At 32.3% G+C, this 12,313-nt stretch carries 17 protein-coding genes and 2 pseudogenes; 17 read left to right on the plus strand and 2 right to left on the minus strand.

The window, feature by feature from the left end:
• Window positions 1-153: 153 nt before the first annotated feature.
• The 4 genes from ACJAX4_RS17215 to ACJAX4_RS17230 are packed head-to-tail and all read left to right on the plus strand — an operon-like array spanning window position 154 to window position 3,482.
• Window positions 154-843: a polyphosphate polymerase domain-containing protein gene (locus ACJAX4_RS17215; RefSeq protein ID WP_435790679.1), complete on the plus strand. Its 690-nt coding sequence runs from the start codon at window positions 154-156 to the stop codon at window positions 841-843.
• Window positions 844-882: 39 nt separating this feature from the next.
• Window positions 883-1,569, plus strand: coding sequence for a DUF4956 domain-containing protein (locus ACJAX4_RS17220; RefSeq protein WP_435790680.1), 687 nt, complete (start codon window positions 883-885; stop codon window positions 1,567-1,569).
• A 39-nt stretch (window positions 1,570-1,608) separates the two neighbouring features.
• The gene (locus ACJAX4_RS17225; protein WP_435790681.1) at window positions 1,609-3,321 is read left to right on the plus strand and encodes a CotH kinase family protein; all 1,713 of its coding nucleotides are present in this window, start codon (window positions 1,609-1,611) and stop codon (window positions 3,319-3,321) included.
• Between the two features lie 11 nt (window positions 3,322-3,332).
• A complete protein-coding gene (locus ACJAX4_RS17230) occupies window positions 3,333-3,482 on the plus strand; it encodes a hypothetical protein (RefSeq protein WP_435790682.1) in 150 nt (49 codons plus the stop codon).
• Here ACJAX4_RS17230 and ACJAX4_RS17235 read toward each other — a convergent pair.
• On the minus strand, window positions 3,474-3,656 hold the full coding sequence (locus tag ACJAX4_RS17235; protein WP_435790683.1) for a DUF5658 family protein: 183 nt from the start codon (window positions 3,654-3,656) through the stop codon (window positions 3,474-3,476). The two genes, ACJAX4_RS17230 and ACJAX4_RS17235, sit on opposite strands and share 9 nt — an antisense overlap.
• A 385-nt stretch (window positions 3,657-4,041) precedes the next feature.
• Between ACJAX4_RS17235 and ACJAX4_RS17240 the strand changes: the two genes are divergently transcribed.
• The 7 genes and pseudogenes from ACJAX4_RS17240 (at window position 4,042) to ACJAX4_RS17270 (ending at window position 6,716) form a co-directional block, all read left to right on the plus strand.
• On the plus strand, window positions 4,042-4,167 hold the full coding sequence (locus ACJAX4_RS17240; protein WP_435790684.1) for a hypothetical protein: 126 nt from the start codon (window positions 4,042-4,044) through the stop codon (window positions 4,165-4,167).
• Between the two features lie 3 nt (window positions 4,168-4,170).
• Window positions 4,171-4,272: pseudogene (locus ACJAX4_RS17245) on the plus strand (methyl-accepting chemotaxis protein); the annotation flags it as partial.
• Between the two features lie 228 nt (window positions 4,273-4,500).
• Window positions 4,501-4,656 carry an ABC transporter transmembrane domain-containing protein gene (locus tag ACJAX4_RS17250; RefSeq protein ID WP_435790685.1) on the plus strand — a complete coding sequence of 52 codons (156 nt, stop codon included), beginning with the start codon at window positions 4,501-4,503 and terminating at the stop codon, window positions 4,654-4,656.
• A 40-nt stretch (window positions 4,657-4,696) separates the two neighbouring features.
• Window positions 4,697-4,852, plus strand: a pseudogene (locus tag ACJAX4_RS17255) (ATP-binding cassette domain-containing protein); the annotation flags it as partial.
• Between the two features lie 155 nt (window positions 4,853-5,007).
• Window positions 5,008-5,337, plus strand: coding sequence for an ABC transporter transmembrane domain-containing protein (locus ACJAX4_RS17260; RefSeq protein WP_435790695.1), 330 nt, complete (start codon window positions 5,008-5,010; stop codon window positions 5,335-5,337).
• 160 nt (window positions 5,338-5,497) lie between these two features.
• On the plus strand, window positions 5,498-6,442 hold the full coding sequence (locus ACJAX4_RS17265) for a ribonuclease Z (protein WP_435790686.1): 945 nt from the start codon (window positions 5,498-5,500) through the stop codon (window positions 6,440-6,442).
• Between the two features lie 67 nt (window positions 6,443-6,509).
• Window positions 6,510-6,716 carry a hypothetical protein gene (locus ACJAX4_RS17270; protein WP_435790687.1) on the plus strand — a complete coding sequence of 69 codons (207 nt, stop codon included), beginning with the start codon at window positions 6,510-6,512 and terminating at the stop codon, window positions 6,714-6,716.
• Window positions 6,717-6,742: 26 nt separating this feature from the next.
• On the opposite strand, the gene ACJAX4_RS17275 is transcribed toward ACJAX4_RS17270, so the two are convergent.
• Complete coding sequence (locus tag ACJAX4_RS17275) at window positions 6,743-7,189, minus strand: methylated-DNA--[protein]-cysteine S-methyltransferase (protein WP_435790688.1); 447 nt, start codon at window positions 7,187-7,189, stop codon at window positions 6,743-6,745.
• Window positions 7,190-7,475: 286 nt separating this feature from the next.
• Between ACJAX4_RS17275 and ACJAX4_RS17280 the strand changes: the two genes are divergently transcribed.
• The 6 genes from ACJAX4_RS17280 to ACJAX4_RS17305 form a co-directional block, all read left to right on the plus strand.
• A complete protein-coding gene (locus ACJAX4_RS17280) occupies window positions 7,476-8,255 on the plus strand; it encodes an amino acid ABC transporter substrate-binding protein (RefSeq protein ID WP_435790689.1) in 780 nt (259 codons plus the stop codon).
• Window positions 8,256-8,273: 18 nt separating this feature from the next.
• A complete protein-coding gene (locus ACJAX4_RS17285) occupies window positions 8,274-8,957 on the plus strand; it encodes an amino acid ABC transporter permease (protein ID WP_435790690.1) in 684 nt (227 codons plus the stop codon).
• A 13-nt stretch (window positions 8,958-8,970) separates the two neighbouring features.
• Window positions 8,971-9,714 (plus strand): amino acid ABC transporter ATP-binding protein, encoded by a 744-nt coding sequence (locus ACJAX4_RS17290; protein WP_435790691.1) that lies wholly within the window; start codon window positions 8,971-8,973, stop codon window positions 9,712-9,714.
• A gap of 160 nt (window positions 9,715-9,874) precedes the next feature.
• Window positions 9,875-11,137, plus strand: a complete 1,263-nt coding sequence (locus ACJAX4_RS17295) for a putative DNA modification/repair radical SAM protein (protein ID WP_435790692.1) — start codon at window positions 9,875-9,877, stop codon at window positions 11,135-11,137.
• A complete protein-coding gene (locus ACJAX4_RS17300; RefSeq protein WP_435790693.1) occupies window positions 11,130-11,864 on the plus strand; it encodes a TIGR03915 family putative DNA repair protein in 735 nt (244 codons plus the stop codon). The genes ACJAX4_RS17295 and ACJAX4_RS17300 overlap by 8 nt, the downstream gene beginning before the upstream one ends.
• Window positions 11,865-11,987: 123 nt before the next feature.
• Window positions 11,988-12,313 (plus strand): hypothetical protein (locus ACJAX4_RS17305; RefSeq protein ID WP_435790694.1); only part of this gene is annotated, 326 nt, incomplete at its 3' end.

Consider the following 12,313-nt stretch of genomic DNA (forward strand, 5'->3'; position numbering starts at 1 on the left):
AAACTAATGAAACGCCTTATACCGAACGGTACGTAGGGTGTTGTGAAAGGGGCGAAACATTTTAATTGTTAGCTTCTATTCGATTTTCAAAGGAAACTCTAAGATTCGTGTAATATACTTGCAATATTGAATGAAACACTAGGAGGTGAAATAATGAAAAAGATAAAATATCGACATGAACTAAAACATTATATTAATTTGGGCGAATGTGCTATTTTACGTAGCAAACTCAGTACTATTATGAAGCCAGACCCAAATGCTTGCCATAATGGGAACTATTTAATTCGAAGCTTGTATTTTGAAACACCAGATGATAAAGCATTAATGGAGAAAATATCAGGAGTGGATAATCGTGAAAAGTTTCGATTGCGCTTATATAATTGTGATGATTCATACATAAGGCTTGAAAAAAAGATTAAGGTAAATGGCCTTACAGCAAAATTTAGTGTACATCTTAGCAAAAAGCAATGCATCAATATATTAAGTGGAAACATTGAATGGCTTAAAGCATCAGATAACTCGCTACTAAGAGAGCTTTATGAAAAAATGCAACATGAGCAGCTTAAACCTAAAACTATTGTGGATTACTTACGGGAAGCATATATATTTTGTGCAGGAAATGTAAGGGTAACCATTGATAAGTCAATAAAGACAGCACTTAATAGCACTGATTTGTTCAATAAAAATCTACCAACAGTGGAAACATTAGATGGAAGAATGGCAATTTTAAAGGTTAAATACGATGCCTTTCTACCGGAAATCATTAACGACCTTATTCAACTTGGAGATAGAAATAAAGTATCAGTATCCAAATACGCTCTTTGTCGTATGTACGGATTATAATAAGTAAAATATAGTTTATATAATTAGGAGGCATTAAATATGAATAACCAAACAAGTTTAAGTGACATATTTAAATCGAATTTTCTTGATAATGCTACAAGCATATCATTAGTAGATGGCGCATTGGCTTTAGGACTTGCATTTTGTATAGGACTATTTATCTATACGGTGTATAAGAAAACATTTAAAGGGGTTATGTATTCAAAAAGTTTCAGCACTTCACTTATTGCCCTATGCATGATAACATCTCTTGTAATATTGGCAGTAACATCCAATGTAATTCTTTCTCTTGGTATGGTAGGTGCGCTGTCCATAGTAAGATTCCGTACTGCAATTAAAGATCCTATGGATATTGCGTATCTATTTTGGGCAATTGCAGTAGGTATTGTTTTAGGTGCCGGATTAATTCCACTTGCTATAGTTGGTTCTTTGTTTATCGGTTTAATACTTGTAATTTTTACAAACAAAAGTAACTCAGATAATCCATATATTTTAATTATAAGCTGTGATGATGAAGCAGTTGAAGATAATGTTTTAAAGATTATAGGAGATAAAGTGAAAAAATACGTTATTAAATCAAAGACAGTTACCGGAGGGACAGGCGTAGAGTTTACCATTGAAATTCGTCTTAAAACCATGGAAACATCATTTGTAAATGAAATAAGCAGAGAAGATGGAGTTAATAGTGCTGTTTTGGTTAGCTATAATGGCGATTATATGAGCTAGTGTTAATTACGTAATTACTTAAAAAATGAGGTGAGATGGTTGATAAACAAAAAAAGTATAACCTTTATTGCAGTTGTAATGGTATTAGTGGTGATACTAATAGGAACAATTACAATGACTGGCAATACAAGCAATTTAGCGGCTACTACTCAGACTAGTTATGTTGAAAATATATTGAATAAAAATAAGATTACTGAAGTCGACATTGATATAGATGAAGCTGACTGGGACTGGTTAATTGCTAATGCTTCAAAGAAGGAGCCTCGTAGTTGTAATATAACTATAAATGGAGAAACTTTTTATAACGTTGGAATAAATCCAAAGGGGAACTCTAGCCTTACTAGTATTTCATCTGATGATACTACAGACCGTTTTAGTTTCAAACTTGATTTTGGTGCCTTTGTAGAGGGACAGACCTGCTTCGGTCTTGAAAAAATCACTCTTAATAACGTGATGTCAGATACATCTTATATGAAAGAAGCATTATCCTATGATTTATTCGAGTTCATGGGGGTGGCTACTCCAGCATATTCTTATTCTAATATTAAATTGAATGGAAAGGAATGGGGTTTGTACGCCGCTGTTGAGATTATTGATAAAAGCTTTGTTCAAAGACAATTTGGTACGACGGAGGGCAATCTTTATAAGCCGGAAAGCATGGACATGCTTGGAGATAACGCTGGGGGCATGGATATGGGAGCAATTATGGGCTCAGGTAAGGGGGCTGACCTAAAATATACTGGGAATTCAGCATCAAATTATTCAACTATAAAGGAGGGTGCTATATTTAACACTACTTCCGATAATGATTTTAAAAAGGTCATAAATATGATTGAACATCTGGATAGTGGCTCGAATCTTGAAAAATACCTGGATGTAGATGAGGTCCTTGGATATTTTGCTGTAAATACTTTTTTAGTGAATCTTGACAGTTATGCAGGAGGAATGTATCACAATTATTACCTATATGAAAAAGATGGTGTGTTTAAAATAATCCCCTGGGATTTAAATATGTCCTTTGCAGGAATGAATATAAGTGATGGTACTAAGGCAATTAATTTTCCTGTTGACATGCCAGTTACTGGAAAACTAGAAGATGCACCTCTTATAGGAAAACTTTTAGAAGTGCCTAAATATAAAGGGATTTATCATAATTACCTAAATCAAATCTCAGAAAAATATATTACTAGTGGAGTTTATGAAGACTCTATAATTAAAACTGATAAATTAATTAATAGTTATGTTAAAAAAGATGCTACTGCTTTATATACATATGAAGAGTACGGTAAGGCAATACCTATGATGGTAATCTTTGGACTCGACAGAGTGAAAAGCATAGATGCCCAACTTAAAGGAACGCAGCCTTCAACCACTTATGGAACAATATCATCAACACTTAATTTATCAACTCTTGGTGGTATGGAAATTGGTGGTGAAAATATGCAAGGAGAAGCTGGGAACGCAGCAATGCCTGATATGAAAAATATACAACCTATAATGAAAATAATTCAAGAAGCAGATGGGAAAGAACTTACTGCTAAGCAAAAGGAAGACCTTAAAACACTTGGTGTAGATGATGCTATGGTGAAAACGATGAAAAGCATGGGAAATGGAGGAGGCTTACCGTCAATGGGTAATACGAGAACCTCAAATATAATGCAAATTGGAATGATTGCGCTATCTATTGTGTTACTATTTTTAGGATTGCTATTTGTTTTTAAATTTAAAAGAAAAAGATTTAGGGCAAAATAGGTGGCAACAATATGGAAAGTGGCATGGGTTGCGTTCATTGTGAATATAGTTTCAATTATTATCTAATTATTTCGAAAGGCACACAAAAACAAATAACAGGTCAAGATAGTAGTATCTTTGATTTGTTATTTGTTTTTTTTATATCACTAACATTAACCTAGTAAAGAAATGCCTAATAGCAAAAAGCATACTAAATGCCAAAGATTGATAAGCGAATAAGCTGTAATAACGACATTTATAACAATGTTGGATTTATTTAATTGATTTTCATTTGCTTTTCTCATTCTAATGTATAGACATAATAATAATACTGCTGGTAGTACAATTTTTAACATAAAACTAGCAGGTAAACTTTGTACACCTCATTTAATGGTCAGTATGTTCTATTACATGGTAACATATGGTAAACTCAATTCAGTCCTTGTTTACTCTCATTTAAATCTTATACTATTCATAGAAAAAACTTATATCAGTCACAATCTAGTCATAAACAATGTAAAAAACTGCAAGGCATTAACATTCATATTAGACATCACAAAGAATAAAATTTTGTGGCGTTTTTACTTGTGATGACTTAGGAAAATATGTTGTCACAAGTATTTTTCCTTTTATTAATGTTTTGTATTATTAGGGATGTTATTTAGAATGTACAGATCAATAATTACTTTTTAGTTTATATTGACCAATAAACTAAAATATATAACTGAAGAAGGCAAGTATATGGCAACTGAAATTAAAAATATAATGGAAAAACTAATTGAGGAAAAATTCAAGAGTTTTACTGATGAAGAAATTGGAGAATTCAACAACGCATTAAACATCATTGCAAAGTTCACTGCAAAATGATATAAGAATATATCAATAAATATAAATACAATACTTGATTCTATAAAAAGTATAGCTGATGAAACAAAAATGCTCAGCTTAAATTCGGCTATAGAAGCTACAAGAGTTATTAAGACTATTGAGTTGCTTCAAGAACAGCTACAAAGCTAAGTGCTCAGCTGAGAGAAAATGTTTTTTTAAGGTTGAAGAATTTTCATTGCATGAGATTGATAAAATTGGAACTTCTTCACTCATTACGCGAACCACCAATGATATCACTCAAGTACAATCTTTCATGACATTTTGTATAAAGATTGGTATGATTGCTCTCTTATGGCATTGAGTGGTGTTGTGATGGCAGTAATCACAGGGGGTCGTTTAGCATTGATTTTAGTAATATCTGTACCAATTATGATGATTATGATTGCATTTATTATTTCCAAAACGACAAAGTATTTTGAAAGTATGCAGGAGAAAATTGACTCTATTAATCGTGTTTTAAGAGATTAAGAATACAGAGGAACTTTTGGAGGAAACAAAAGTTAAATCAACTGTTGAATTTAAAAATGTGTGTTTTACTTATCCAAATGCGGATGAGGCAGTATTGAAAAACATTTCGTTTAAAGCAAGTCCAAATGAAACAGTTGCCATTATCGGCAGCACAGGAAGTGGAAAGTCCACCATTGTTAATCTTATTCCTCGTTTTAAGTTCGCTGGCTACTGTAATAGGCATTCTTGTAATGATGTTTAGTATTAATTTGTGGATGTCACTAATAGCAATTATTGTTATCCTCTTTCAATAATTGCATCATCTAGTGTAATTAAAGGTTCACAAAAATACTTTGGCATACGCAAATAGAAATTGGCAAGATTAATGGACACATTGAAGAAATGTATACAGGACATAGTACTGTAAAAATCTTTGATTATGAAGAGAAAGCTAAAGAAAAATTTAAAACAATCAACAATGAAATCTATAAAAATGCATGGCGTGCTGAGTTTTTCTCAGGAACACTTCAGTCTACAATTGCGGCTGCGGAAAGGGTATTCGAAATATTAGATGAAAAAGAAGAAGTACCAGATCTTCAAGTTGATATAAAAACAGATAAGACTAAAGGTGATGTATCTATAAAAAATGTAAAATTCGGGTATTCTAAAGATAAACCTATCATTAGCAGGTTTCTACTATAATCTTTATAATAGTCAGTTTGAAAGTACTGATATAGTAGTAGCATAAAAATCAAAGGATAACAAAATCATGCTAAAATATTGTCCTGTAGATTAATCTATAGATATAGTATTATAAATATGTACAATAAACTTAATAAAAACTGTAGATGAGGTGATTTAATTGGTTGATTTAGCACTGCTTGGCTGTGGAGGTGGAATGCCTATTCCTGAAAGATATTTATCTTCACTTCTTATAAACTATAATGGGAGAAAGATACTAATTGACTGTGGTGAAGGTACACAGGTATCCATGAAAATACTTGGCTGGGGATTTAAATCCATAGATGTGATTTGTATTACGCATGGACATGCGGATCATATTGTAGGACTTCCAGGTCTTCTTTTAACCATTGGTAACAGTGGTAGAACTAAACCAATTACCATTATTGGGCCGGAGGGTATTACAGATATTGTGAAGGGTCTAATGGTTGTAGCACCTTACCTTCCTTATGAGCTAAACATCTTAGAAAATCCAGAGGCACCAGTGGGAATATTATCTTCAATAAATTGTACTAATTCTTCAGTAGAAGAATTTAATGATCTTGTAATTTCAACGCTGGAACTAGAGCACTCGGTTAAATGTTTGGGATACAGCTTTTACTTTAGGAGAAAACCAAAGTTTGATGTAGAAAGTGCAGTAACAAATGGAATACCAAAAATATTTTGGAGCAGACTTCAAAAGAATGAGATTGTAATTAATCAAGATAAGACATATTTGCCAAGTATGGTGCTTGGTAAAGAAAGAATAGGAATCAAGCTTAGTTTTGTAACTGATACAAGACCAATTCCTGAAATAGTAACTTTTATTAAAGGAAGCGACTTGTTTATTTGCGAGGGTACCTATGGCAATGATAATGATATTGAAAAAGCTATAAAGAATAAGCATATGACCTTTGGGGAGGCAGCACAGCTTGCTTTTAATGGGGGAGCGCAAGAACTCCTATTAACACATTTTAGTCCTTCAATGCACATCCCGTGCGAGTTTAAAGATAGTGCAGTGGGTATTTTCAAAAATACTATTATTGGTTCTGATAGATTTATAAAAACAATGTCTTTTAAAGACTAGAAAAAATAAAAAATGTAGTATATTATATATAGAGTCAACAAAAAATAGTTAGAATGGGGGTGTAAAAATGCTTAATAAAGAAGTTAAAGACAATCTATTAAGGGAAGGAATCCACGCGGATGCTGTAAAATCCTTAGATGAAAAAGGTAAGTGTCTATTCGATATAAATAGCACAAGGGATGTATGTTTTGAACTTATTGATATGGGCGTTAAGTTTAGTTGTGAACAAAGTATTTTAGATCATGGATTGTATTTGATAAAAATTTTAAATTAGCAGTCGCTAATTTAAAATTTATTGAATCATTTATCAACATTAACCCCTTCGATTTCCAATAGCAGTTTTTGTGTGGGTGTTCTATTACCTGCAAAACCTACTAACTTACCACCTTTACCAATAACTCTATGGCAGGGGATAATTATAGGCAAATTATTAAATTTATTAGCTCGACCTACTGCCCTTACAGATTTACGATTTCCTATAGCTTCTGCAATTTGCAAATAACACCGAACTTCACCATAAGGTATATCTCTAAGCGCTTTCCAAACTTTTTTTCTGAATTCCGTACCATCAATAGATAAAGGTATATCAAAATACTTCCTTTTTCCTTTAAAATACTCCTCTAACTGCGATATAACATCTTTACATATTTCTTTATCTTTCTGTATTTTTTCGTGTTTCTTCTTGTATTCCACCCAATCTTCTTCGAAAAGTTCCACTTTTTTAACGCCAATTTCATCAACAACCACATGGATAAGCCAATAGGGGAATTAAAACTATCATATCCGATTTTCACAAAATCCCTCCTCATAACCATCGATTTCAAATAAAGTTATTTTATTAAATATAATTATTATAAATGTACTATAAAGGCTTATAGTTGTCTATTTCGGCAGTTTTTTATGACTCTCTTTAAGTCCTTTTTAAGTAACCTTAAAATGATTTTATGAGATCTATATTGACAATTAAAGACGACTTATGCTAATATATAAACAATACATTATTAAAACGATAGGAATACTAGGAGGAAAGTAAATGAAAAAATTATCTATATTAATTAGCATTATATTAATAACCACTGTAGTCTTCGTAGGATGTGGTACTGAATCTAAAGATTTATTAACAAAAATTAAGCGTGAGGGAATAATACGTATTGGTACTGAAGGAACATATGCACCATATACTTTTCATGATAAGGATGGTAAGTTAACTGGATTTGACGTTGAAATTGCAGAAGAAGTATCTAAACGTCTTGGAGTTAAACCAAAATTTATTGAGACAAAGTGGGCTGGGATGTTTGCAGGTCTTGATGCAAAGAGATTTGATATGGTAGTGAATCAAGTTGGTATCAAAGCAGATAGACAAAAAAAATATGATTTTTCAGATCCATATATAGTTTCGAAAGCAGTTCTTATAGTAAATAATGATGATAATACTATCAAAAAATTTGAAGATTTAAAAGGCAAGAAATCCGCTCAATCATTAACTAGTAATTTAGCTAAAATTGCAGAGAATAATGGTGCCATAATTCAACCAGTTGAAAGTTTTAATCAATCGATTGACCTTTTAACATCTAAGAGAGTAGATGCCACAATTAACGACAGTTTATCTTACCTTGATCTTAAAAAGCAAAAGCCAGACCTTGCTATAAAAATTGTAGATGAGGAAGAAAATGCTCAGCCAAATGCAGCGATGTTTAATAAGGGAAATAAAGAATTAGTAGATGCAGTTAATAAAGCAATAAGTGATATGAAGGCAGATGGTACTTATTCTAAGATTTCTAATAAGTGGTTTGCCGCAGATGTATCAAAATAATAAGGTGAAGGTGAAGATATGAATTTCGATGCACAAACACTAAGAATATTAGAGATAATTAAAGATTCTTTCTTTCCTTTATTAATAGCAGGTGTAAAGGTTACATTTCCACTGGCAGTGGGTTCTTTCATACTTGGCTCAATTGTGGCTATGTTAACGGCTCTGGCGCGTATTTCAAAATGCAAATCATTAGTTTTAATATCAAGATTTTATGTTTGGATAATAAGAGGTACTCCTCTTCTCATACAGCTATTTATAATATTTTACGGATTACCGAAAGTTGGTATAATAATTGGAGCATTACCATCAGCAATAATAGGTTTTACATTAAACGTTGGAGCTTATAATTCGGAAGTGATTAGAGCTGCAATCCTATCTATACCTAAGGGTCAGTGGGAGGCAGCATCTTCCATTGGGATGACACGTAGACAAGCATTGATACGAGTGATTTTGCCACAGGCAGCTAGGGTATCGGTACCACCATTATCAAACTCATTTATAAGTCTTGTTAAGGACACGTCCCTTGCAGCGGCAATCACATTAACTGAAATGTTTCAGGTAGCTCAAAGGATAAATGCAGCAACATATGAGCCACTGGTGTTGTACATTGAAGTAGCATTTATATATCTGATGTTTTGTACTATATTATCTACACTTCAGCAAAAAGTAGAGATAAAACTTGAAAGATATGTGGCTAGGTAATTGGAGGGATTTTATGATTAATATAGAGAACTTACACAAAAGTTTTGGCGATAATGAGATTTTAAAAGGTATAGATTTGCGAATTGCAAAGGGTGATACAACTATTATAATAGGACCCTCAGGTTCTGGAAAAACAACTCTCCTTAGGTGTATAAATTTATTGGAAATGCCTAACAGTGGAATAATTACCATTGGAAATAGTAAACTTACTTTTGCTAAAAACAAGATGCCAACTGATAAGGAAATGTTAAGACTGCGAAAGGATACGGGAATGGTATTTCAAGGGTTTCACTTATTTCCTCATATGACCGCATTGGAAAACATTATGGAAGGTCTGGTTACAGTACTTAAGCAATCTAAAAAGGCAGCATATGATAAGGCACTTATGCTTTTGGAGAAGGTTGGACTTTCAGAAAAGTGCGATAGCTATCCTCATGAGCTTTCTGGAGGACAACAGCAAAGAGTTGCCATAGCACGCGCTATGGCTATAGAACCACTGGTATTGTTGTTTGACGAGCCAACGTCGGCACTAGATCCCGAACTTGAAGCAGAAGTGCTTAAAGTTATGAAGGAACTATCTCTTGAAGGTATGACAATGGTAGTGGTTACGCATAATATGAGTTTTGCAAGAGAGGTAGCAGATAATATAATATTTATGGATGAGGGCATTGTTGTTGACAGGGGGACTCCTGATCAATTATTAAAGAATACAACGAATCCAAGAATAAAACAATTCTTAAATCTAGTATCTGATTAATTAAAAGATTATTTTATGGATGTTCTAAAATTAGAGCATTCTTTTTTATTATATGTAATTATAAATATAAAGACTTATAGTTGTTATTTGTTAAAAATAAGTGTTTTATTTTTCGCGAAAACATGATAAAATGGGAACAAACGTTTGCGAGGTGATAAGAATGGATGTAATGAGAAAACTTGAAATATTATCGGATGCAGCTAAGTACGATGCTTCCTGTTCCTCTAGTGGGTCTAATAGGAAGAATACAGTGGGTGGCATAGGAAATGCAGCAGCGGCGGGTATTTGCCATTCCTGGTCTCAAGATGGTAGATGTATCTCACTTCTTAAAATTTTGTATACCAATAAATGCATATACGATTGTAAATATTGCATTAATAGATCTAGCAATGAGGTTGAGAGAACAGCCTTTACTCCTAAAGAGGTAGTAGATTTAACTATGAATTTCTATAGAAGAAATTATATCGAAGGCTTATTTTTAAGCTCAGGTGTAGAGGGAAGCCCTGACTACACTATGGAGAATTTAGTTAGAATTCTAAAGGATTTAAGACTTATTCACAAATTTAATGGCTATATCCATGTAAAAGCTATTCCAGGTGCTGATCCGAAATTAATATATGAAGCAGGACTCTATGCAGATAGAATGAGTGTGAATATTGAATTGCCATCAGAAAAAAGCTTGAAACTCTTAGCACCTCAAAAGACTAGAGAAGCTATATTAAAACCAATGGGTCTTATTAAACACAGTATAATAGAGTCGAGTGAGTATAAGAAAAAAGGATTTAAAGTGCCGGATTTTACACCAGGGGGGCAAAGCACACAGATAATGGTAGGGGCAACGAGTGAAAGCGATTTACGGGTAATTAGTCTTACAGAAGGGTTGTATAATAATTTTGGTCTCAAGAGAGTTTATTATTCTGCTTATGTTCCAATAGTGTCTCATGTTAATTTACCGTCTATTATAACGGCGCCACCACTTTTAAAGGAACATAGAATGTATCAAGCAGATTGGCTTTTAAGATTTTATGGGTTTAAGGCAAATGAATTACTAGATGAAATAAATCCTAACTTTGACATAGATCTAGATCCTAAAGCTTTTTGGGCATTAAACAATTTAGAGAAGTTCCCCGTAGAGGTGAATAGTGCCTCTTATGAAGTATTACTTAGAGTACCTGGAATAGGAGTCAAATCAGCTTTAAAGATTGTAAGAGCAAGAAGGCTTTCTAATCTTTCCTATGATAATTTAAAAAAACTAGGACTGGTTCTTAAAAGAGCTAGATACTTTATAACTTGTAGTGGTAAATTTTATGGGGATAAGAGCATGGAAAGAGGAATGATCAAAAATTATTTATTAGATCATGAAAGCTTTGACAAGCCAGAGCAATTAAGCCTTTTTAGCCAAAGGAGGGATTTATTTGGTTAGATATATTTATGATGGTAGCTTTGATGGGTTTTTATCTGTTATTTATGCTTGCTATTACCAAAAGATACCTGAAAGTATAGAGAGAGAAAGTAGCTATAATTTCAGTATGCTATTTGAGGATGAAATTATAGAAATTGATATGGTAAGATCTAATAAAGTATATAAGGCTATAATAGAAAAAATTTCAAGGGATACTTTAGTTTATGTGTATCAAGCATTTCTATCTGAAGCGCCTGGAATAGAATTAAAATTATTTAAGTATATACAATTAGGATTTAAGATAGGGAACAATGTTAACGACTTTTTAACACACCAAACTGTAAATGATGTACAGAAATATTCGAAAAAAGTAGGATTCGAAGCACATAGATTTTTAGGGCTAGTAAGATTTCAAGAATTCAACGGCATATTGTATGCAGCTATTGAGCCTACTTATAACATTCTCGAACTTATAGGAAATCACTTCAAAGAGAGACTTCAAAATGAAAAGTGGGTAATTCATGATGTAAAAAGAAAAACAGGAATAGTTTATGAAAATAATGAATGGATACTCAGAGAATTAAAATTTGAGAAACTGGAAAGTTATGAAACTGAAGAATTATTTTATCAGAACCTTTGGAAAGTTTTTCATAAAAGTGTTTCTATAGTGGAAAAGAGCAATGAGAGACTACAAATGCAACATATGCCTAAAAAATATTGGAGTAATTTAACAGAGATGCAACTTTAAATATACTGAATTAAAAATAAAATAGAACAATTGATATTATTATTAAATATTTCAAAGAATCGTGATATAATGGATATGAACACATCATTCGAATATTTACAATTAAAGGAAGGAACGATAATTATGAGAAAACCAATTGAATACAGCGAAATTGAAACACCTAGTATAAGTATAGATAAAAAAATCAATATGATGAAAGAAATTTTTAGAATACTAGAAGAATTAAAGGCTACTAGTAAAGATACAGCTAAAACTAGTAAAGACATAAATAGTAGGGTTAAAAAAGAACCTGTAGTTAAAGAAACAAATGATGTAAAAAAAGTTAAAAAAACTAGTTTAAATACACCATCATTTATAGGTTCTCTTGCTGGAAGTATGTCTAAGTTTGGAATACTTGGAAAAGTATATAGAGTAGAGAAAACAGAAGCTAAATGGTACATAAAAGGTAA

Source organism: Clostridium sp. (assembly GCF_051278035.1).
Lineage (GTDB): Bacteria > Bacillota > Clostridia > Clostridiales > Clostridiaceae > Clostridium_AD.